This is a genomic window from Streptomyces sp. 3330, assembly GCF_031456635.1.
GTDB lineage: Bacteria > Actinomycetota > Actinomycetes > Streptomycetales > Streptomycetaceae > Streptomyces.
Genome location: NZ_JAVDVA010000004.1, coordinates 371,734 through 392,040 on the forward strand (window position 1 = coordinate 371,734; position 20,307 = coordinate 392,040).

Annotated in this window: 19 protein-coding genes and 1 pseudogene; 8 read left to right on the plus strand and 12 right to left on the minus strand. The window is 71.0% G+C overall.

Annotated elements, in window-relative coordinates:
- Positions 1-108: 108 nt before the first annotated feature.
- Positions 109-576, minus strand: coding sequence for a helix-turn-helix domain-containing protein (locus tag J2X68_RS09695; protein ID WP_310432058.1), 468 nt, complete (start codon positions 574-576; stop codon positions 109-111).
- A 91-nt stretch (positions 577-667) separates the two neighbouring features.
- Between J2X68_RS09695 and J2X68_RS09700 the strand changes: the two genes are divergently transcribed.
- Positions 668-1,168 carry a PaaI family thioesterase gene (locus J2X68_RS09700; RefSeq protein WP_310432059.1) on the plus strand — a complete coding sequence of 167 codons (501 nt, stop codon included), beginning with the start codon at positions 668-670 and terminating at the stop codon, positions 1,166-1,168.
- Between the two features lie 40 nt (positions 1,169-1,208).
- On the opposite strand, the gene J2X68_RS09705 is transcribed toward J2X68_RS09700, so the two are convergent.
- Positions 1,209-1,895, minus strand: coding sequence for an SDR family oxidoreductase (locus J2X68_RS09705; protein WP_310432060.1), 687 nt, complete (start codon positions 1,893-1,895; stop codon positions 1,209-1,211).
- 110 nt (positions 1,896-2,005) lie between these two features.
- On the opposite strand from J2X68_RS09705, the gene J2X68_RS09710 reads away from it, so the two are divergent.
- Positions 2,006-2,566, plus strand: coding sequence for a TetR/AcrR family transcriptional regulator (locus tag J2X68_RS09710; protein ID WP_310432061.1), 561 nt, complete (start codon positions 2,006-2,008; stop codon positions 2,564-2,566).
- Between the two features lie 186 nt (positions 2,567-2,752).
- Here J2X68_RS09710 and J2X68_RS09715 read toward each other — a convergent pair whose 3' ends face one another.
- Positions 2,753-3,412, minus strand: coding sequence for a YceI family protein (locus J2X68_RS09715; RefSeq protein WP_310432062.1), 660 nt, complete (start codon positions 3,410-3,412; stop codon positions 2,753-2,755).
- Between the two features lie 1,046 nt (positions 3,413-4,458).
- Here J2X68_RS09715 and J2X68_RS09720 point away from each other — a divergent pair.
- Entirely contained in the window at positions 4,459-5,202 is a 744-nt protein-coding gene (locus tag J2X68_RS09720; protein ID WP_310432063.1) for a GntR family transcriptional regulator, read from the plus strand.
- Between the two features lie 104 nt (positions 5,203-5,306).
- Here J2X68_RS09720 and J2X68_RS40275 read toward each other — a convergent pair.
- A pseudogene (locus J2X68_RS40275) lies at positions 5,307-5,675 on the minus strand (SDR family NAD(P)-dependent oxidoreductase); the annotation flags it as partial.
- Complete coding sequence (locus J2X68_RS09730) at positions 5,564-6,004, minus strand: SDR family oxidoreductase (RefSeq protein WP_310432065.1); 441 nt, start codon at positions 6,002-6,004, stop codon at positions 5,564-5,566. The pseudogene J2X68_RS40275 and the gene J2X68_RS09730, both read right to left, overlap by 112 nt.
- Before the next feature lie 465 nt (positions 6,005-6,469).
- Here J2X68_RS09730 and J2X68_RS09735 point away from each other — a divergent pair, with 465 nt between their 5' ends.
- The 3 genes from J2X68_RS09735 to gndA all read left to right on the plus strand — a co-directional run bounded on the left by J2X68_RS09735 (position 6,470) and on the right by gndA (position 10,628).
- A complete protein-coding gene (locus J2X68_RS09735) occupies positions 6,470-8,098 on the plus strand; it encodes a cellulase family glycosylhydrolase (RefSeq protein ID WP_310432066.1) in 1,629 nt (542 codons plus the stop codon).
- A gap of 395 nt (positions 8,099-8,493) precedes the next feature.
- Positions 8,494-9,000 carry a MarR family transcriptional regulator gene (locus J2X68_RS09740; RefSeq protein ID WP_310432067.1) on the plus strand — a complete coding sequence of 169 codons (507 nt, stop codon included), beginning with the start codon at positions 8,494-8,496 and terminating at the stop codon, positions 8,998-9,000.
- A 188-nt stretch (positions 9,001-9,188) separates the two neighbouring features.
- Positions 9,189-10,628, plus strand: a complete 1,440-nt coding sequence (gene gndA, locus J2X68_RS09745; protein ID WP_310432068.1) for an NADP-dependent phosphogluconate dehydrogenase — start codon at positions 9,189-9,191, stop codon at positions 10,626-10,628.
- Positions 10,629-10,706: 78 nt separating this feature from the next.
- Here gndA and J2X68_RS09750 read toward each other — a convergent pair whose 3' ends face one another.
- Positions 10,707-12,152: a glyceraldehyde-3-phosphate dehydrogenase gene (locus J2X68_RS09750; protein WP_310432069.1), complete on the minus strand. Its 1,446-nt coding sequence runs from the start codon at positions 12,150-12,152 to the stop codon at positions 10,707-10,709.
- Between the two features lie 268 nt (positions 12,153-12,420).
- Here J2X68_RS09750 and J2X68_RS09755 point away from each other — a divergent pair, with 268 nt between their 5' ends.
- Positions 12,421-12,819 (plus strand): SseB family protein, encoded by a 399-nt coding sequence (locus J2X68_RS09755; RefSeq protein ID WP_310432070.1) that lies wholly within the window; start codon positions 12,421-12,423, stop codon positions 12,817-12,819.
- Between the two features lie 54 nt (positions 12,820-12,873).
- On the opposite strand, the gene J2X68_RS09760 is transcribed toward J2X68_RS09755, so the two are convergent.
- From J2X68_RS09760 to J2X68_RS09785, 6 genes are all read right to left on the minus strand, one after another.
- Positions 12,874-13,266 (minus strand): MarR family transcriptional regulator, encoded by a 393-nt coding sequence (locus J2X68_RS09760; protein ID WP_310432071.1) that lies wholly within the window; start codon positions 13,264-13,266, stop codon positions 12,874-12,876.
- Positions 13,267-13,341: 75 nt separating this feature from the next.
- Positions 13,342-13,692: a VOC family protein gene (locus J2X68_RS09765; protein ID WP_310432072.1), complete on the minus strand. Its 351-nt coding sequence runs from the start codon at positions 13,690-13,692 to the stop codon at positions 13,342-13,344.
- A 130-nt stretch (positions 13,693-13,822) separates the two neighbouring features.
- Positions 13,823-14,857, minus strand: a complete 1,035-nt coding sequence (locus J2X68_RS09770; protein ID WP_310432073.1) for a LacI family DNA-binding transcriptional regulator — start codon at positions 14,855-14,857, stop codon at positions 13,823-13,825.
- A complete protein-coding gene (locus J2X68_RS09775) occupies positions 14,854-15,759 on the minus strand; it encodes a carbohydrate ABC transporter permease (protein ID WP_310432074.1) in 906 nt (301 codons plus the stop codon). The genes J2X68_RS09770 and J2X68_RS09775 overlap by 4 nt, the downstream gene beginning before the upstream one ends.
- Entirely contained in the window at positions 15,756-16,694 is a 939-nt protein-coding gene (locus J2X68_RS09780) for a sugar ABC transporter permease (protein WP_310432075.1), read from the minus strand. The genes J2X68_RS09775 and J2X68_RS09780 overlap by 4 nt, the downstream gene beginning before the upstream one ends.
- Entirely contained in the window at positions 16,691-18,019 is a 1,329-nt protein-coding gene (locus J2X68_RS09785; RefSeq protein ID WP_310432076.1) for an extracellular solute-binding protein, read from the minus strand. The genes J2X68_RS09780 and J2X68_RS09785 overlap by 4 nt, the downstream gene beginning before the upstream one ends.
- A gap of 228 nt (positions 18,020-18,247) precedes the next feature.
- Between J2X68_RS09785 and J2X68_RS09790 the strand changes: the two genes are divergently transcribed.
- Positions 18,248-20,266, plus strand: a complete 2,019-nt coding sequence (locus tag J2X68_RS09790; RefSeq protein WP_310432077.1) for a beta-galactosidase — start codon at positions 18,248-18,250, stop codon at positions 20,264-20,266.
- Positions 20,267-20,307: the final 41 nt, after the last annotated feature.

Below are 20,307 nucleotides of genomic sequence, written 5' to 3' on the forward strand. Positions count from 1 at the left end.
GCTGGCCGCACCCCGCCCGGCTGGCAGCACCCCGCCCGGCTGGCCGGGCGCCGGGCCGGTTGCGGCGAAGGCCGGCGGGGTGCGGTCCGGAAGCCGACGACGTCACGCTCACGTCCGGGGCCGTGCGCCCGGCCCCAGCCGGGCGGTGACCTCCCCGGGGCCGAGGGCGGAGTGTTCCGCGGAACACTCGACGACGACGCGGAGCGGGGCGCCGCAGTCGGTGTGGCGCACGTCCAGCACGGGGCCGTCGGAGTCGAGGGTGTACGCCTCGCCCCACTGGCTCAGCGCCATCAGGACGGGCCACAGGTCCCAGCCCTTGCGGGTCAGGCGGTACTCGTTGCGGGGGCGGCTGCCCGGTTCCCGGTACGGGACGGTCCTCAGGACGCCGGCCGCGGTCAGCTTGCGGAGGCGATCGCTGAGGACGGCCTCCGACAGGCCGATATGGCGGTGGAAGTCGTCGAAGCGACGGACTCCGTTGACGGCGTCGCGCAGGATCAGCAAGGTCCACTTCTCCCCGATCACGTCGAGCGTGCGCTGGACGGGGCAGTTCTCCGTGCTCGCCTCAAGCCACTTCATCCCGCCATCGTAGGACCCTGGCTTCGTCATTGACAGTCAGCTGAGGCGAAGGCTAGCTTCACTTGCAAAAGTCAGAGGGAGGCGCTCGGCTGTGGGACGCACACGTACGTATCACTGGGAAGACCCGGCGATCCTGGCGGACGCCGCCGGAGGCATGGCGGGTATCGACTTCCTGCGCGAAGTCCGGGCGGGACGGCTTCCGGCACCGCCGATCGGCCGCACCGTCGACTTCACCCTGGACGAGGTGGAGCCCGGCAGGGCCGTCTTCTCCATGACGCCGGGTGAGGAGCACTACAACCCGATCGGCAGCGTCCACGGCGGCGTCTTCGCCACCCTGCTCGACTCGGCGGCGGGGTGCGCGGTCCAGTCCACCCTCCCGGAGGGCATGGCCTACACCTCCCTCGACCTGACGGTGAAGTTCCTGCGGCGGATCACCGCGGACACGGGCACCGTCCGCGCCATCGGCACGCTGGTCAGCGGCGGCCGTCGGACCGCCCTGGCCCAGGCGCAGCTGCTGGACGCGTCGGACCGGCTCCTCGCCCACGCCACCAGCAGCTGCCTGATCTTCCCGGTGCCTCGCCCTCAGGGGTGACCCAGCTCCCCGTGGGGCCTGACCGTCCGGCGCACCCCCGTCATGCCGCGGTCGGCGCCGCGGCGAGACCCTGCTTGACGTACCGGGTCGTCTCGTCGGCGAGGATCTCCGGCAGACCCTTCTCGAGGCCGGCGAGCGCCTGGGCGGCGACGTCGGCGGGGTCCGCCTTCTGGTCGGCGGGTACGGCGGCGGCCATGTCGGTGTCCATGTACCCGACGTGCAGCGCGGACACGGAGATGCCGCGCGGTGCCAGCTCCTCCCGGGTCGCGTTGGTGAGCGCCCATGCGGCGGCCTTGGTCGCCGCGTAGGAGCCGAGGCCGGCCGGGTGCAGCCAGGAGAGCACGGACAGCACGTTGAGCACGGCTCCGCCGCCGTTGCGTTCGATGACCGGGGCGAAGGCGCGGGTCACGGCGAGCGGCCCGAAGAAGTTCGTCGCCATCTCCAGGCGCACCGCGTCCAGGCCGCCCGCGATGAGGGAGGTCCCGGTCGAGATGCCGGCGTTGTTGACCAGCAGGGTCGCGTCGGAGGCCACGCGGGCCGCGGACCGGATGGACTCCTCGTCCGTGACGTCCAGACGGAGCGGGGTCGCGCCGGCCAGGTCGATGGTCTCCGGGCGGCGCGCTGCCGCGTACACCTTCGCGCCGCGTTCCAGGAACTGCGCGGCCAGCTCGCGGCCCAGCCCCCGGTTGGCGCCGGTGACCACTACGACGGCGTCCTTGAGTTCCATGTCCGCTCCCAGTACTGAGGGCCCCGGGCGAGGGGCCGCTTTTAGATTACGATTGCAATCTAACGTGAGCATAGAATAGATTGCAACCGACATTCAACTGAGGAGGGCCGATGGGTCGTGTGTCACAGGCACAGGCGCGGGAGAACCGCGAGCGGGTCGTGCGAACCGCCTCCCGGCTCTTCCGGGAGCAGGGCACGCACATCAGCGTCGCCGACCTGATGAAGGCCGCCGGCCTGACCCACGGGGGCTTCTACAAGCAGTTCGCGTCCAAAGAGGCGCTCATCGACGAAGCCACCGCGCATGCCTTCGGGGAACTCGCCGAGCGTCGCGCGGACGCCCTCGGGCAGGGCACCGGGCGGCGCGCCGCCGCCCAGCGGGCGCTGATCGACGCCTATCTGTCCGTGGAGCACCGCGACAACCCGGCGGAAGGCTGTCCCACCGCCGCGCTCGCCCACGACATGGCCCGCGAACCCGGCGCCGAAGAGGCGCACCGGGTCTACACCGAAGGGGTGGGCGACTTCGCCGAGTGGCTCGCCACCGAGGACGAGGACGGCATCGCCCGGCTGTGCACGATGATCGGCGCACTCGTCCTGGCCCGGGCCACCAAGGACTCGCCGCTCTCCGAGAAGATCCTCGCCACCGCGCGGGCGGCCCTGACGGAAGCCGACTGAGGCCGCCCGGCGGGGACTCGCCTTGTACGACCGGGGCTCGCCTCGCAGGGTCGGGGGTCACCTCGTGAGGCTGGGGGCTTGCGTCGTGCGACGGCGTCCGCGTGCGGGCCGGGTCCGCTTCACGTGTGGGGACGTGCGGCGGACTTCGGACGGGGACACGGACGCATGCGTGTACGCGTGCGCCGGTCAGTCCACGGGGGTGGTGCGGATCGCGGCGATGTCGAACTGGAGCCGCACCTTCTCGCTCACCATCGCGCCGCCCTCGGCCAGTCGCGCGTTGTACGTCAGACCCCATTCCGAACGGTTGATGGTGGTGGTGCCGTCGAAACCGGCCCGTTCATAGCCGAACGGGTCGGTGACATGCCCTAGGTAGGTGAGTTCAAGGGCCACGGGACGGGTGGTCTCCTTGATGGTGAGATCGCCGGTCATGCGGTAGACGTCCGGGCCCGCGAGCTGCACGGCGGTACTGATGAAACGCATCCGCGGATATCTCGCGGCGTCCAGGAAGTCACGGCCGACCAGATGCGCGTCGCGCTGCTCCACGCCCGTGTCGACGCTCGCGGTGGACAAAAGGATCTCGGCCCGTGAACGGGCCGGGTTGCGGCCGTCGAAGTAGAGCCGGCTCTGATACTCCGTGAAAGCCCCGCGCACGGTGGTGACCAGCGCGTGCCGGACGGAGAAGCCGATACGGCTGTGCGCCGGGTCGATCATCCAGTCACCGGTCAGCGCCGCGAGGGCGGGACTCGGCAGACCGGCGCCGGGAGCGGAGGGCGAGTCGGTGGTGCGTGGCGGAGCTGTGGGGGGAGCCGGGCGTCGGGGGGATGCGCCGCGGGTGAACAGGTTCATGGTTCACGTAGTTACTCCACGCCGGATATCGCCGCAAGCCTTCCTCTCGGGCGACGGCGGATCGAATGGGTACCGAAAGGCTGATACGCCGTCACCGAATGTCCGGTGGGTACAACACCCGCACATTCCCGTCACTCCATGGCCAAGTCGATCCACGGACTTCGGTGGGGAGTTCCGTACCGGAAATGCGCGAAGAAATCCCGGGAAAACACCGGCGGTCCGCATCTCGAAGACCCGTGATCGGGAGGCCGGGAGGCCGGGAGGCCGGGAGGCCGGGAATTCGGGAGGTCGGGAGGCCGGGAAGTCGGGAGGCTGGGGCGCAGGGCGGCCACCGGCTTGCGCGGTTCGGCAGCGTCGTCGGAGCGCACCTGGTTCACACCGTCGGTCTGGCCGAACCGCGCCGCGAGGGCGTGGACTTCGACGAGGGTCGTCACAGGTCATCGCCTCCCTCGACGCGATGACCCGTGACATCCATGTCCCCGCCGAGCCCTTCGACGCCGGTGCCGACGCCGGCGCCTGCGCCCGCGACGCCGACGCCGACGTCCACTCGGTCGGACCGGTCGGACCGAGGGCAACCCTGCTCGCGCGCGACCGAGGGCGACCCCGCTCGCCGGTCCTGTTTCGGCGGTTCGGGATCTGCCGCTGGCCGCGGCCCCCGCGGTGTCGGCGAGGAAGTTGATCAGCAGCCGGTTCCACGCGGTCGGCTGCTCCCAGTGCGGGTTGTGGCCCGCCTCGCGGACGACATGCGTCGCTGGTGTACTCGTCCGGCCTCGCTTCATGTCTCCTCGTTTCTCCGGTGACTCGGGACCGCGTCGGAACCCGTCGTCGACGTCCACGTCGCTTACGTCGACTGTTCCGCCGCCATTTCCGCCGCCATTTCCGCCGACGTTTGTGTCGGCTTCCGGGGCGAACCGCCGTATCGGCCCTGTCTGTCGACAGGAGCCGGAGGATCTCCGGTGCAGACCACCCCGGGGGCGATCCGGGGTGAGATGATGTCGACACCGTTGCGTCGGCTGTGAGCCCGGACAGGCAGGGAGAAGTGCCGCATGACCGATCAGGACACGCGCCTCGTGCTGGAGCGCCTCCTGAGGCTGCGGGACCGGCGGGAACCGCTGGTCGCGCAGATCGCCGAATGGGTCGGCGCGGGCATCATCGAGGGTCGGCTGGAGCCCGGTCAGGACCTCAACAGCGTCGATCTGTCACGCCGCTTCGAGACCAGCCGTACACCCGTCCGCGAGGCGCTGATGCTCCTCGAACAGGAGGGCCTGGTCGAGATGAGGGCGCGCCGCCGCCCCCGGGTGGCCGCACCGACCCCGCAGGACATCCGCGACATCTACCAGGTGCGCAAGAACCTTCTGTCCATGCTCGCGGGCCTGCTGGTGGAGCGAGCCGACGACGAGGAGCTCGCCGAGCTGCGCACCCGGGTCGAACGGATGCGCAAGCTCGCCGACGACGGTGACGTGGACGGGTACTTCTGGAACCACGTCCTGCTTCAGGAGCGGATGACCGAGATCGTCGGCAACCCCACGCTGAAGCAGATCCTGGACTCGCTCGCCCTGCGCACGCTGATGCTGCGGCACCTCAGCCTGACCCGGGTCGGCCGGCTGGCGCACAGCGTCGACGACCAGGAACGACTGCTCCAGGCCTGCGAGGAACGCGACGGGGAGCTGGCCTCCGCCCTGATCGCGGGGGCGACCGTACGGGCGCAGCGGGCCGTGGAGGAGCAGTTGGAGCAGGACGGCGCGGCACGCGGCCGCAAGCCCGCCCGCAGCCGCCGCGCCGCTTCGTAGCGCTCGCCGCGAGGCCCGCCGGGCCACTCACTTGGCCAGCACCCCGCCGTCGACGGGAAGTTGCCGCCCGTCACCCAGGCCGACTCGTCCGACGCCGGGTCCACCGCGCACCAGACGATGTCCTCGGGCGTCCCGACGACCCGGCCGAGCGGGATCCGCGCCAGCAGCGCCTCCCGGGCCGCGCCGTCGTGGGCCCCGGCGGACTCGGTCGCGGGCGTCCGCACCATGCCGGGGGAGATGGTGTAGGCGCGGATGCCCGACGGGCCTCCCTCGACGGCGAGTTGACGGGTCAGACCGAGCACGGCCGACTTGCCCGCGCAGTGCCCGAACGTCCCGAAGGTCCCGCTGCTCCGGAAGGCGTTCACCGAGGCGCAGTTGACGATCGACCCGCCCCCCGAGGCCGCCAGGTGCCACCATGCGGCCTGTACGGCAGGAAGAGCACAGCCGCTTCGCCGTTCGAGGTCGGCGACCACTGGGTGCCGACGTCCATCTCGGCGGCCGTCGCCATGTGCGGGGCGATGGCCCCGGCCGTCACCAGGACGTCGATCCGGCCGTGGCGTTCGGCCGTCTCGTCGGCGAAGCGACGGGCGTCGGCCGGGACGGTCATGTCGAGCGGCGCGAGCACCTCGACGGACAGCCCCCGGTCGGCGGTCGCCTTGCGGGTCCGCTCGGCCGCCGCCGGGTCGAGGTCGCAGTCGACGACGGTCGCGCCCTGTTCGGCGAAGAGCAGCGCGCAGCCCTGACCGATCCCGGCGCCCGCGCCGGTGACGAGGGCGACTTTCCCGGAGAGCCTGACGGTCACATGCGCCCCTTCCGCAAGGCGGTCTCGGCAGTCGTGCACGACCGCGACGCGGTACGCCCTCCCTCCTGGTGTCGACACCAGGGCTTGGTCAAGGGGTCGGTGGGGCACAGGAAGCAGCTCTGTCGACAGTAATGCCGTGTTGCGCGCCCTCCCGCATCCGGGCGGACACGGCTCGGACGGCCGGGAGGTCGCCGCGCCGGTGCGGCGGACGACAGCTCCGCGGTCCCGGGGGCCCTCCCGGGAGCGGGCGTGGCGCTGCGCGAGGTCTTGACGTGTACTTGACGTGGTGGCTTCATGGGAGCGCTCCCACACGCCACCCCCCGCACCCCTCGGCACCCCCACCCCCCTCTGCCGCCTGAGTTTCTTGGCCTCACTTATGGAGTCGCAGTGAGAAGAACAAGGAGCACGACAACGAGCACGGCAAGGAGCGCGACCCGAAGCGCGTCACGAGCGCGTCCGCTCGGCATGCTGCTGACCGGACTCGCGGCCCTCCTCGGCCTGGTCCTCGTCGGCGCCCTCTGCCCCGCCGCCGCCCAGGCGCAGACCCGATCGCCCGACGCCCTCGCCACCGGCCTGCACATCAGCGACGGCCGGCTGGTCGAGGGCAACGGGAACGACTTCGTCATGCGCGGCGTGAACCACGCGCACACCTGGTATCCCGGCAGGACGCAGCAGTCCCTCGCCGACATCAAGGCGATGGGCGCCAACGCGGTGCGCGTCGTGCTCGCCGACGGCCACCGCTGGAGCGCCAACAGCGCGTCGGACGTGGCGACCGTCATCGCGCAGTGCAAGGCCAACCGGCTCATCTGCGTACTGGAGGTGCACGACACCACCGGGTACGGCGAGGACACCGCCGCCGGCACGCTCGACCAGGCGGCCGACTACTGGATCGGCCTCAAGGACGTGCTGGCCGGCCAGGAGGACTACATCATCGTCAACATCGGCAACGAGCCCTGGGGCAACACCGATCCGGCGGGCTGGACCGATCCGACCATCGCCGCGATCAAGAAGCTGCGCAACGCCGGTTTCCAGCACACGATCATGGTGGACGCGCCCAACTGGGGCCAGGACTGGCAGGGCGTCATGCGCGCCAACGCCCAGTCCGTGTACGCCGCCGACACCACCGGCAACCTGATCTTCTCGATCCACATGTACAGCGTCTTCGACACCGGGGCGGAGATCACCGACTATCTGAACGCCTTCGTCGACGCCCGGCTCCCCATCCTCATCGGCGAGTTCGGCGGCCCCGCGGACCAGTGGGGCGACCCCGACGAGGACACCATGATGGCCACCGCCCAGCAGCTCGACCTGGGCTACCTCGCCTGGTCCTGGAGCGGGAACACCGACCCGATCCTCGACCTGACGATCAACTTCGATCCCACGCAGCTCAGTTCATGGGGCCAACGCATCTTCAACGGCGTCGACGGCATCGCCCAGACCGCCGAGGAGGCCACGATCTTCGGCAGCGGCACCCCGGGTGACACCCAGGCCCCCAGCACCCCGGGCGCCCCCACCGCCGCCACGGTGACGGCCGGCTCCGCGACGCTCACCTGGACGGCCGCCACGGACAATGTCGGCGTCACCGGCTACGACGTCGTACGGATCAGCGGCACCACCGAGACCGGCGTCGCCGCCTCGACCACCAACTCCGCCACCGTGACAGGCCTCACCGCGAACACCGCCTACACCTTCGCCGTCTATGCCCGCGACGCCGCCGGGAACCGCTCCGCCCGCTCCGCCCCGGTGAACGTCACCACCGGCAGCGCGCCCGCCGTGGCGTGCTCCGTCGGCTACCGGATCGTGGGGGAGTGGCCCGGCGGCTTCCAGGGCGACATCACCCTGCGCAACACGGGCACCACCGCCATCACCGGATGGAAACTGGCCTTCGCCTTCGCCGACGGTCAGACCGTCACCAACATGTGGGGCGGGACCGCGACCCAGAGCGGTGGCTCGGTCAGTGTCGCCCCCGCCGCGTACACGTCCACCGTCCCCGCCGGCGGTTCGGTCACCGTCGGCTTCATCGGCAGCAAGGGCGCCACCAACACCGCACCGACCGCGTTCACGCTCAACGGCGGTTCTTGCGCGACCACTTGACCGACCGCCTCACCGGCCGGCGGAGGAAGCCGGTACCTCCGCCGACCGGTGGTGCGCAGTGTGAAAGGGCGTTCCGCCCGGTCCGGTCGCGCGCCCGGACCGGGTGTCGCGCGGCTCCACCTGCCGGGCCGCTCCACCCGCGGGGCCGGTCCGGGTGTCGCGCCGCTCCACCTGTCGGGCTGTTCCAGCGGTCCGCCGACCCCAGCGGTCCGCCGGCCCCAGCGGTCCGCCGGCCCCAGCGGTCCGCCCGCCCCGGGCGGTCCACCGCCCCAGCCGTCCACCGCCCCGGGCCTTCACCGCCCCAGCCGTCCGCCGTCTCTGCGGGCTGTCCGTTTTCGCTGGTCCGGGTGTTCCGGCTCCTCGGGTGCACAGGGCCCACGCCGTAGGGTGTGCCCATGTCCACGACCCCCCGCTGGCTCAACGCCGACGAACGACGAGCCTGGCTGGCCTATGTCGACTTCTCCACGCTGCTCGCCGACCACCTCAACCGGCAGCTGCGTCGTGACGCGGGGATGACGCACGCGGACTACAGCGTGCTGGCCTACCTCTCCGCGGCCCCGGACGGGGCCCTCGGCATGTCCGAGCTCGCCCAGCGCCTGAAGATCACCCGCAGTCGGCTCACCCACGCGGTGAACCGGCTGCGCGAGGACGGTCTCGTGGACCGCCGGGAGGACCCCGCCGACGGCCGGGGCCAGCTCGCCTTCCTCACCGAGCAGGGCAGGTCCCTGCTGGAGGAGGTCGCCCCGGGGCACGTGGAAGCCGTACGGCGGGCGGTGTTCGACGCCCTCACGCCCGAACAGGTGCGCCAGTTCGCGGACATCGGCGAGGCCATCAGCGCGGCCCTCGTCCGGGCCGAGAACACCGAGGCCGACCCCGCGGGGCTGCCCTGGCGACGCCGGTAGCGGTCGGTCCCGCCCGTCGGTCCCGCCCGGTCGGGGCGGCTCGGTCCGGCCCGACCGGCTCACGGACACGCCGATCGCGGCAAGGAATCGGTGACCGATCGAGAAGAACAGGCCGACGGTCCGTACCTGGGGGTACCGGGGGGCCGCCCGCCCCTTCGACCACGCCACCGATCCTAGGGACGTACCTCGTGAACGCAACCGCCGCCATCGGCGTCACCGGCCTCGGCGTGATGGGCCGCAACCTCGCGCGCAACTTCGCCCGCAACGGCTACACCGTCGCCGTCCACAACCGTTCCGCCGGTCGCACCCGCGCGCTCGTCGAGGAGTTCGGCCACGAGGGCGCCTTCGTCCCCGCCGAGTCGGCCACGGACTTCGTGGCCGCGCTGGAACGTCCCCGCCGACTGATGATCATGGTGCAGGCGGGCGCGGTCACCGACGCGGTCATCGACGAGTTCGCCCCGCTCCTGGAGCCCGGCGACATGATCATCGACGGTGGCAACGCCCACTACGCCGACACCCGCCGCCGCGAGGAGGCCCTGCGAGAGCGCGGTCTGCACTTCGTCGGCGCCGGTGTCTCCGGCGGCGAGGAGGGCGCGCTGAACGGGCCGGCCGTGATGGTGGGCGGCTCGAACGAGTCGTACGACGTCCTCGGTCCGATGTTCGAGTCCATCAGCGCGAAGGTCGGCGGCGAGCCCTGCGCCACGCACATCGGCACGGACGGCGCCGGGCACTTCGTCAAGATGGTGCACAACGGCATCGAGTACGCCGACATGCAGCTCATCGCCGAGGCGTACGACCTGCTGCGCCAGGTCGCCGGCTACACCCCGGCGGAGATCGCCGGCATCTTCCGGACCTGGAACGAGGGCCGCCTCGGCTCCTACCTCATCGAGATCACCGCCGAGGTCCTCGCGCACACCGACGCCACCACCGGCCTGGCGTTCGTCGACGTCGTCGCCGACGCCGCCGGCCAGAAGGGCACCGGGCGCTGGACCGTGCAGACCGCCCTGGACCTGGGCTCCCCGGTCACTGCCATCGCCCAGGCCACCTTCGCGCGCGCCTCCTCCGGCCAGAGCGCGCTGCGCGCCGCCTACGCCGGCCTCCCCGGCGGCACCACGCCTGCGCTCAGCCGTACCGAGGCCACCCGCTTCACCTCGCAGGTCGAGCACGCCCTGTACGCCTCGAAGGTCATCGCCTACGACCAGGGCTGGAAGATGATCCAGGACGCGGCCGGCGAGTTCGGCTGGAAGATCGACCTCGGTGCGGTCGCCCGGATCTGGCGCGGCGGCTGCATCATCCGCGCCTCGTTCCTCGACCGCATCCGTGCCGCGTACGCCGCCGACCCGGACCTGGTCAGCCTGCTCGGCGAGATGGAGTTCGCCATGGAGATCACGGACGCGCAGGTGCCCTGGCGCGAGACCGTGGCCTCGGCCGCGCGCCGTGGCATCCCGGTGCCCGCCTTCTCGGCCGCGCTCGCCCACTACGACACCCTGCGCGCCGAGCGCCTGCCCGCCGCCCTTCTCCAGGGCCAGCGCGACTACTTCGGCGCCCACACCTACCAGCGCACGGACCGTCCCGGCGCCTTCCACACCCACTGGGCCGAGGCCGGCCGTCCGGAGACGTCGGCCTGACACAGGGGAGTGGGGCGCCCTCGGCCCAGGGCGCCCCACTCCTTTCGTGCCGTCGTTCTCCGACGCGTGCCGTCGGTCTCAGACGCCCGTCGCCGGGTACGTCGGGTACTCCACCCCGGAGACGTGCTGGACGACACGGACGACCTGGCAGGAGTAGCCGAACTCGTTGTCGTACCAGAGGTAGAGGATCGCGTTGTCGCCGTCGACCTTGGTGGCGCCGGCGTCGATGATCGACGAGTGACGCGAGCCGATGAAGTCCATCGAGACCGCGTCAGGCGCCGTGGTGAAGTCGATCTGGCGCCTGAGCGGCGAGGTCAGCGACACCTCGCGGAGGTGGTCGAGGACCTCCTCGCGGGTGGTCTCCCGGCCGAGCCGCAGGCTGAGGATCGCGATCGAGACGTCCGGCACCGGCACGCGGATCGAGCTGCCGGTGATGGGCGCCTTGAGGTCGGGCAGCGCCTTGGCGACGGCGGAGGCGGCACCGGTCTCGGTGATGACCATGTTCAGCGGCGCGGAACGGCCGCGACGGTCGGCCTTGTGGTAGTTGTCCAGCAGGTTCTGGTCGTTGGTGAACGAGTGGACGGTCTCCACGTGGCCGCGCAGCACACCGAACTCGTCGGCCATCGCCTTCAGCGGCGGGACGATCGCGTTGGTGGTGCACGAAGCGCAGGACAGGATCTGCTCGTCCGGCTTGATGGTGTCGTGGTTGACGCCGTGCACGATGTTCGGCACATCGCCCTTGCCGGGCGCGGTCAGCACGACCTTGTCGACACCCGGCCGCAGGTGCTTGGCGAGGCCCTCGCGGTCGCGCCACTTGCCGGTGTTGTCGATGAGGATGGCGTTGCGGACGCCGTACGCCGTGTAGTCGACCTGGCTGGGGTCGTCGGCGTAGATCACCGTGATCTCGTTGCCGTTGGCGATGATCTTGTTGTTGGCCTCGTCGACCGTGATCGTGCCCTGGAACTGGCCGTGCACCGAGTCGCGGCGCAGCAGGGACGCGCGCTTGACCAGGTCCTGCTCGCCGCCGCCGCGCACCACGATGGCACGCAGCCGCAGGCCGTTGCCCGAGCCGGACTTCTCGATGAGCAACCGGGCGACGAGCCGGCCGATGCGGCCGAAGCCGTACAGGACGACATCGCGCGGCTCACGCCGGTCGATCTTGTTCGCGCCGGTAGCGCCGGCCACGGCCTCGGCGGTGAACTCCGCCACCGACAGACCCCGGTCGTCGGCCCGGTAGGTCGCGGCGAGCATGCCGAGGTCGATCTGCGACGGGCCGAGGTCGAGCGCGGTGAGCGCCTCGAGGAACGGCAGCGTCTCGGTGACCGAGAGCTCCTCGCCCGCGATCTGGCGGGCGAACCGGTGGGTCTTGAGGATGCTGACCACCGACTTGTTCACCAGGGAGCGGCTGTGCAGCAGGACGGTCACGTCCCGCTCGCGGTGCAGCTTCCCGATCATCGGGATCATCGACTCCGCGATCTCCTCGCGGTTCTTCCAGTTGGTGAACGAATCGTCGTTGAGCGTCACGGGCCTATCTTTCGAGCTAGGTGGCGCTCATATGCTAACCCTCCGGGAATTCGATCATTCAAGCGGGCCCGCGCTCAGCTGTGCACCCCGTGCCGGCACGGCTGGAGGGGGGGAGCGGGCAACGCCGGACGTTCCTGTTCGGCGGGCCGTCGCCGGGCCCCCACCCGCCGACAGGCAGGGGGGTCGGTGGTTCGGTCGTCGGCGGGGGGATTGAGCCACTGCCGGTCGGGTACGCGTGGCCGAACCGCCGCTACCAGGGGAGACCGTCATGGAGACACCCGCGCACGACCGCACCGACAACCCCGCCGCGCTGGCGCTGGACGCGCTGGCCCGGGACACCGAGGACACCGCCGCCCTGGACACGCTCGCGCACTGCGACGTGCTCGTGCCCGTGCCCGACGACGCCACGGACGAGGACATCACCAATCCGGCCACCGTCGCGCTGCCCGTCCTGGAACAGCCCGGGGGCGCGCCCGTGGTGCCGGTGTTCACCTCCGAACCGGAGATGGTGGATCTGCTGCCGGAGGTCGCCCGCTACCGGCTCGTGCCGCTCGGCGCGCTCGCCGCGCAGTGGCCGACCGGTGAGCTGTCCCTGTCCATCGACGCGGCCGGCGACCATCCGCTGACGCTCACCTCGGAAGGGGTCCGCACCCTGCTGGTCCGCTGACCCGCGGGCGCTTCCCGCATCGGGCTCCCCCGAGGGCCGGGGGAGCCGGGAGGCCTAGGAGTCGGCCAGCATCCGGCCCAGCACCGCCCGCTGGAGCGGCAGCACCTCGGTGTGCAGGTCGCGGCCCTTGCGGGTGAGGGCCACCCATACCCCGCGCCGGTCCTCCACGCAGACGGAGCGCTCCACCAGGCCGTCCTTCTCCAGCCGGCCGATGAGGCGGGACAGCGCGCTCTGGCTGAGGTGCACCCGGCCGACCAGGTTCTGCACCCGGCACTGGTCGCCCTCCCGGGGCGCCTCGGAGGCGAGGATGTCGAGCACTTCGAAGTCACTCGCTCCGAGGCCGTGCGGGTGCAGCGCGCGATCGATCTCGCACATCGTGCGCGCGTGCACCGACAGGATGTCCCGCCACCGATCCTCGAGGCCCGCCCCGGCCGTCTTCGCTGCCATACCCGCACGGTAACACCAAAAAGGCGAATCATTGAGTGTGCAACTAGTGCGGGTGCAAGCGGTTCCCCGGGAGCCTCAGGCGGCCGGATCCTGGAGCAGCCCCACCAGGTTGCCGTCCGCGTCCTTCACGAAGGCGATCAGCCTGCCGCCGCCGACGTCCTGCGCGTCCTGCAGCAGCTCGGCCCCGGCCGCGACCAGCGCCGCGAGCCGCTCGCGCAGGTCCGTGACGTGCCAGTAGGGGACCGGCCCGGTCATGCCCTTCGCGTGGCCGTTCGGGTCGAGACCGATGTCCTGCCCTGCGGCCTTGAAACCGACGTAGTAGGGCTCGTCGGCGTACGGCTCGACCTCCAGCAGCGCGCTGAACAGGGCCTTCGCCCGGGCGAGGTCCTTGACGGGGTAGATGATCGTCTGCATGCCGGCGCTCATGGCGTTCTCCTCGGTGAGGTGCGGTAGGGGCGAACGGGTCCGTGTCGCTCCCCACTGCTCACGCTAGGCCGGGAAGCCGCTCACGGCTTCTCCGATCCTGACCGCTTCGGCGCGCGGTCCCGGGGGTTCCTCACGTCGACTCCCGCTCGACCAGCTCCGTCGGCAGGATCACCGCCGCCGGGTCCTCGCCGCCTATCTGGGCGAGCAGCACCCGGACCATCTCGTTGCTGATCCGGTCCCAGGGCTGGCGGATCGTGGTGAGCGAGGGGCTGGCCGCGGTGGCTGCGGGGGAGTCGTCGAAGCCGCCGACCGCGACGTCCTCGGGCACCCGCCGGCCGGCCCGGTGCAGCGCCGTCAGCACGCCCTGCGCCATCAGGTCGGACGCGACGAACACCGCGTCGAGGTCCGGCGCCTGCGCCAGCAGCCGCTCGCCGCCCGCCTCGCCGCTGGCCCGGCTGTAGTCACCGGAGACGACGATCCGCTCGTCGTAGTCGACGCCCGCCTCGGCGAGCACCTCACGGTAGCCCGCGAGCCGCTCCACACCGCCGGGGGTGTCCAGCGGTCCGGTGACCACGCCGACCCGCCGGCGGCCCTGGGCCAGCAGATGGCGCACCATGTCCCGGGCGCCGTCGCGGTCGTCGGCCGCCACGTAGCTCACCTTGGAGCCGATGCCGATCGGCTTGCCGCACGCGACCAGCGGGACGCCCGCCTCGCGCAGCTCCGTGGCGACCGGGTCCCCGGAGTGGCTGGACACCAGCAGCACCCCGTCGACATGCCCGGCGGTGATGTACCGCGTGATGCGCCGCCGCTCGTCCTCGGTCCCGGCGATCATCAGCAGGAGGGGGATGTCGTGCGCGGCCAGCGCCTGCGTACAGCCGCGCAGCAGGACGTTGAAGTTGGGGTCCTCGAAGAACCGCTCCTGGGGCTCCGTCAGCAGGAAGCCCACCGAGTCGGAACGGCCGGTGATCAGGGAGCGGGCGTGCCGGTTCACGACGTAACCCGTCTTGCGGATGGCGGCGTTGACCGCCTCGGCCGCGCTGGGGCTGACGTAGTGTCCACCGTTGAGCACCCGTGAGACGGTGCCCCGCGAGACTCCCGCCTCCCGCGCCACGTCGTGGATGGTCGGCGGTCTGCGCCGGCCCCCCGCACCATTGTTCATGGTCATGACTTTACGGCTCCGGACAGCAGATCCAGGCTCCAGAACCGCTGAATGACCAGGAACAGCGCCACCAGCGGGATCACCGCGAGGAAGGCGCCGGTGATCACCAGCGTGTAGAGCGCCGGGGTGTTGGCGCCCTGTTCGAGGAGCGTGAACAGGCCGAGCGTGATCGGGAACTTCTCGTCGTCGCTGAGCATGATGTACGGCAGCAGGAAGTTGTTCCAGATCGCCACGAACTGGAACAGGAACACCGTGACCATGCCGGGCACCATCATCGGCAGCGCGATCCGGGTGAAGATCCGCCACTCGCTCGCCCCGTCCATCCGCCCGGCCTCGACCACGTCGCCCGGCACGGCCGCGGCCGCGTAGATGCGCGAGAGGTAGACGCCGTACGGGGAGAGGATCTGCGGCAGCAGCACGGACCAGTAGGAGTCCGTGAGGTCCGCCTGCGCCATCAGCAGGTACTGGGGGACGGCGAGGATGATCGGCGGCATCAGCACGCCCGCGAGCAGCACGTTGAACAGCGCCTCGCGGCCCGGGAAGCGGTACGTCGCCAGCGCGTAGCCGCTGAACGCCGACACGCAGGTCGACAGCAGCGCGCCGAGCACCGCGTACAGGCCGGAGTTGGTCATCCACTGCCAGTAGATGCCGTCGCGGTAGGCGTTGAGGTCGTGCACGTTGTCGGTGAAGCCGCTGCCCGGCAGGAACGTGAACGTGGAGAACAGCTCACTGCCGGATTTGGTGGACGCGATCACCACCCAGGCCACCGGGAGCAGGCAGTAGACGGCGCCCAGGAGCAGCGTGAGCGTCGGCACGAGGGCGATCCGGCCGCGCAGCGGCGGACGGCTGCGGGCGGTGCCGGCGGCGCCGGCCGCCGAGGGGGCCTTGTGGACGGCAAGAGAACTCATCGGGCCCCTCCCTGACTGACGTCCCGCCTGTTGCGGCGGTTCGCGGCCCGCAGGAAGCCGAACGACAGCACCAGCGTGGCGAAAGCGATGATCACGGCCTCGGCGGCCGCCTGGTAGATGTCCCCGGTGCCGAACGCGTCCCGGTACACCTTCATGAGCGGACTCCAGGTCGTGGAGACGGAGTTGGTGAGCGGCTTGAGGGTGGTCGGCTCGTTGAAGACCTGGAGCGTGGCGATGATCGAGAAGAAGAAGGTCAGCACCAGCGAGGGCGCCACCATCGGGATCTTGATCCGCAGCGCGATCTGCGTCGGGGTGGCGCCGTCCAGCTTCGCCGCCTCGTACACCTCGGCCGGGATGGCCTGCAGCGAGGTGTAGATGACGATCATGTTGAAGCCGGTGCCGCCCCAGACCGCGATGTTCGACAGGGCGAGGTACAGCGGACCGCCGTCCAGCAGGTCCGGCTGCGGCATGCCCAGCTTCTCGAGCACGTAGTAGAAGGGGCTGACGTCGGGGAGGTACAGGAATCCCCACAGCAGCGCCGCCACCACGCCGGGGATGGCGTACGGCAGGAAGATCGCGAGCCGGGTGAACGAGGTGAGCCGCACCTTCTCGGAGTCGAGCATCAGCGCGAACAGCAGCGCCAGGCCCAGCATCACCGGGACGACGATGCAGCCGTAGCCGAGGACGCGCAGCGCGCCGTCGAGCAGCTCGCTGTCGGTGAGGGCGGCGGTGTAGTTCTCGAGGCCGGCCCAGACCTCCTTGCGCGCACCCGAGCCGAGGCCCAGGCCGGAGACGTGCACCTTGCGGAAGCTGAGCCACATCGCGTATCCGATGGGCAGCGCGAAGAACAGGGCGAAGAGGATCGCCGCGGGGAGGAGGAAGGCGTACGGGGCCCCCTTGACCCCGTACGCCCTCCGGCGGTGTGCGGTGGTCACTCGGAGACCTCGAAGCCCTGCTTCTTCATGTCGGCGACGGTGTCCGCCTGCATCTTGTCCAGGGCGGCGGAGAAGTCCGACTTGTCCTTCGCGGCGGCGCCGAACGCGTCCTTGAAGGTCGTGTAGGCGACGTTGACGTTCGGGCCCCAGGCCGAGGGCGCCGTGGTCTTCGCGATCCTGGCGGCCGTGGTGTAGAAGTCCGCCTGGTTCGAGAAGTAGTCCGGCGGGGTGGTGAAGGCGCCGCTGAGCTGGGCGGAGGTGGAGGCCGGGTAGATGCCGCTCTCCTTGGCCAGGGCGTTCAGGGCGTCGCCGTCGGTGTTCAGCCAGGCGGCGAACCGGGCGGCGGCCTCCTTGTGCTTCGAGTCCGTCGTCACGGCGGTGGAGGATCCGCCCCAGCTGCCGGTGACGTCCTCGCTGTTCGACCACTGGGGGAGCGGGGCCATGGACCACTTGCCCTTGGTGTCGGGCGCGGCGGTGGTCAGGGTGCCGGGGGCCCACACGGCGGAGACCCAGGCGATCTGCTTGCCGGTGTTGAGCGCCTTGTTCCAGGCCGGGGTGTACATCGGCTGGTTGTCGATGGCGCCCTCCTTGACGAGGCCGCCCCAGAAGTCGGCGACCTTCTTGGTGGCCGCGTCGTTGATGCCGACGTTCCACTTGTCGCCGGAGGTGGTCCACCACTTGGCGCCGGCCTGCTGGGCGAGGCCCGCGAAGAGACCGGAGTCGTTGGCGGAGAAGGTGGTGAGGTCCGTGTCCGGAGCCTTCTCCTTCAGCGTCCGGGCGGTCGCCGCGAACTGCTCCCAGGTCGTGGGGACCGTCAGGCCGTACTTCTCGAAGAGGTCCGCGCGGTAGTAGAACATCATCGGGCCGATGTCCTGCGGCACCGCGTAGACGGCGTCCGTGCCCAGCGTCGTCTGCTGCCAGACACCGTCGGCGAACTTGGCCTTCGCGTCGCCGACGTTCTTCGCTATGTCCGCCAGCGCGTCGTTGCTGACCAGTGTCGGGAGTGCCTGGTACTCGGCCTGGACCAGGTCGGGACCCTTGCCGGCCTTGTGCGCGGTGAGGATCTTGGTGACCAGCGTGTCGCCGGACGCCTGCTTCTTCACCGTGACGGTGATCTGGTCCTTCTTGCCCTCGCCCTTGTTCCACAGGTCCACGACCTTGTCCATACCGGGCGTCCACGTCCAGTACGTGAGCGAGACAGGACCGGACTCGGCGCTGTCCTCGTCGGACGAGCCGCAGGCGGTGAGTGCGGTGGCGCCGAGGGCGACGGCGAGGGTGGCAGCCGCACTTCTGACAACGAGCCGCCGGCGCTTCGTGTTGGGCATGGATCTCTCCCCTGACCTGGGTCTTCGCCCGGTGCGAAAACCTGCCATGCGATCGCAGGAGCGGGCTCCCCGCCCGTCGCGAGAAGCTGCTCTGCTGTCTGTGAGCGTTCACAGTAGAGAAACATCCCGGACACTTGTCAATGGTTGTTGCTGTGCGGTTATGTTGGTCTCCGAACGCCGCCGCTGTGTGTGCACGTTCCCAAATGATCGACTAAACGGGAGACATCCATGCCGGAGACCAACCCCAAGGGCCTCACCCGGCTCGCCTTCGGTGGGGACTACAACCCCGAGCAGTGGCCGGAAAGCGTCTGGCAGGACGACGTCCGGCTGATGCGCGAGGCCGGCGTCACGATGGTGAGTGTCGGGATCTTCTCCTGGGCCCTGCTGGAGCCCTCGCCCGGGGAGTACGACTTCGGCTGGCTGGACCGCGTCCTCGGCCTGCTGCACGACAACGGCATCCGCGTCGACCTCGGCACCCCCACCGTCGCGCCCCCGGTCTGGTTCTACCGAAACCATCCCGACGCGCTGCCCGTGTCCGCCGACGGCGTGCGCTACGAGTTCGGCTCCCGCGGCGCGCTGTGCCACAGCAACGCGGACTACCGCGCCGCCGCGGCGAACATCACCACGCGCCTCGCCGAGCGCTACGGCGACCACCCGGCGCTGGCGATGTGGCACGTGCACAACGAGTACGGTGTGCCCGTCTCCGCCTGCTACTGCGACTCCTGCGCCGCCCACTTCCGCCGCTGGCTGGAGACCACGTACGGCACCGTCGCCGCGGTCAACGAGGCCTGGGGCACCGCCTTCTGGGGCCAGCGCTACGCGAGCTTCGAGGACGTCAACCCGCCGCGCACGACCCCGACCGTGGGCAACCCGGGACAGGCGCTGGACTACCGGCGCTTCGCCGACGCCACCATGCGCGAGAACTTCTGCGCGGAGCGGGACATCCTGCACCGCCTCGCGCCGGGCCTCCCGGTGACGACCAACTTCATGACCGCCCTCAGCCAGTGCGACTCGGTCGACTACTGGGCCTGGGGCCGCGAGGTCGACATCGTCACCAACGACCACTACCTGATCACCGACGGCCGCCGCACCCACGTCAACCTCGCGATGGCCGCCGACCTCACCCGCTCCGTCGCCGCCGGCGCCCCCTGGATCCTTCTGGAGCACTCCACCTCGGGCGTCAACTGGCAGCCGCGCAACCCCGCCAAGGCACCCGGCCAGATGGCCCGCAACTCCCTGGCCCACGTGGCCCGCGGTTCCGAGGGCGCCATGTTCTTCCAGTGGCGGCAGTCCCGGCGCGGCGCCGAGAAGTTCCACTCGGCGATGGTCCCGCACGGCGGCACCGGCACCCGCGTGTGGCGCGAGGTCGTCGAACTCGGCGCCTCCCTCGACTCGCTCGGCCCGATCCGCGGCACCCGCACCGACGCCGACGTCGCGGTCCTGTGGGACTGGCACTCCTGGTGGGCGCAGAACCTCGACTGGCGGCCCAGCGAGGACGCCGACCCGCGCGAGCGGGCCGACGCCTTCTACGAGGCCCTCTACGACCGCCACCTCACCGTCGACTTCGCGCATCCCGAGGCCGACCTCACGCGCTACCCGATGGTCGTGGTGCCCGCCCTGTACCTGATGACGGAGGCGGCCGGGAACAACCTCAGGGACTACGTCGCCGGCGGCGGCACCCTGGTCGTGTCGTACTTCTCCGGCATCGTCGACGAGCACGACGCCGTCCACGAGGGCGCCTACCCCGGCGCGCTGCGCGACGTACTGGGCCTGACGGTCGAGGAGTTCTCGCCGCTGCTCCAGGGCGAGAGCGTGCGCGTCACCGGCCCCGGCGGCGAGCTCGCCGGCGACGTGTGGACGGAGTTCGTCGTGCCGCGCGGCGCCGAGACCGTGTGGACCTACGCCGACGGCCTCACCGCCGGCCACCCGGCCGTCACCCGGCACCGGCTCGGCGAGGGCACCGCCTGGTACGTCTCCACCCGCCTCGGCCCCGAGGGCCTGGACGCGCTGCTCGGCCGGGCGGCCGAGGACGCGGCGATCGCCCCGCGCGCCGACCTGCCGCGCGACGTGGAGGTCGTGCGCCGCTCCGGCGGGACGGGCAGCTACCTCTTCGCGATCAACCACACCACGGCCGACGCCAAGGTGCCGCTGGAGAGCTCCGGCACCGAACTGCTGACGGGCGAACGCGCCGCCGGCCGCCTCGCGGTCCCGGCGGGAGCCGTACGGGTCGTACGACTCGACGGCTGAGCCGACTCCCCCTTCGCCCGTGGAGCCGCGAGCCGCGGGCG

Excerpts from the sequence above, each read along its gene's own strand:
- J2X68_RS09695 (WP_310432058.1), bottom strand. The coding sequence starts at position 576 with ATGAAGTGGCTTGAGGCGAGCACGGAGAACTGCCCCGTCCAGCGCACG.
- J2X68_RS09705 (WP_310432060.1), bottom strand. The coding sequence starts at position 1,895 with ATGGAACTCAAGGACGCCGTCGTAGTGGTCACCGGCGCCAACCGGGGG.
- J2X68_RS09710 (WP_310432061.1), top strand. The coding sequence starts at position 2,006 with ATGGGTCGTGTGTCACAGGCACAGGCGCGGGAGAACCGCGAGCGGGTC.
- J2X68_RS09715 (WP_310432062.1), bottom strand. The coding sequence starts at position 3,412 with ATGAACCTGTTCACCCGCGGCGCATCCCCCCGACGCCCGGCTCCCCCC.
- J2X68_RS09720 (WP_310432063.1), top strand. The coding sequence starts at position 4,459 with ATGACCGATCAGGACACGCGCCTCGTGCTGGAGCGCCTCCTGAGGCTG.
- J2X68_RS09735 (WP_310432066.1), top strand. The coding sequence starts at position 6,470 with ATGCTGCTGACCGGACTCGCGGCCCTCCTCGGCCTGGTCCTCGTCGGC.
- J2X68_RS09740 (WP_310432067.1), top strand. The coding sequence starts at position 8,494 with ATGTCCACGACCCCCCGCTGGCTCAACGCCGACGAACGACGAGCCTGG.
- J2X68_RS09755 (WP_310432070.1), top strand. The coding sequence starts at position 12,421 with ATGGAGACACCCGCGCACGACCGCACCGACAACCCCGCCGCGCTGGCG.
- J2X68_RS09760 (WP_310432071.1), bottom strand. The coding sequence starts at position 13,266 with ATGGCAGCGAAGACGGCCGGGGCGGGCCTCGAGGATCGGTGGCGGGAC.
- J2X68_RS09765 (WP_310432072.1), bottom strand. The coding sequence starts at position 13,692 with ATGAGCGCCGGCATGCAGACGATCATCTACCCCGTCAAGGACCTCGCC.
- J2X68_RS09770 (WP_310432073.1), bottom strand. The coding sequence starts at position 14,857 with ATGACCATGAACAATGGTGCGGGGGGCCGGCGCAGACCGCCGACCATC.
- J2X68_RS09775 (WP_310432074.1), bottom strand. The coding sequence starts at position 15,759 with ATGAGTTCTCTTGCCGTCCACAAGGCCCCCTCGGCGGCCGGCGCCGCC.
- J2X68_RS09785 (WP_310432076.1), bottom strand. The coding sequence starts at position 18,019 with ATGCCCAACACGAAGCGCCGGCGGCTCGTTGTCAGAAGTGCGGCTGCC.
- J2X68_RS09790 (WP_310432077.1), top strand. The coding sequence starts at position 18,248 with ATGCCGGAGACCAACCCCAAGGGCCTCACCCGGCTCGCCTTCGGTGGG.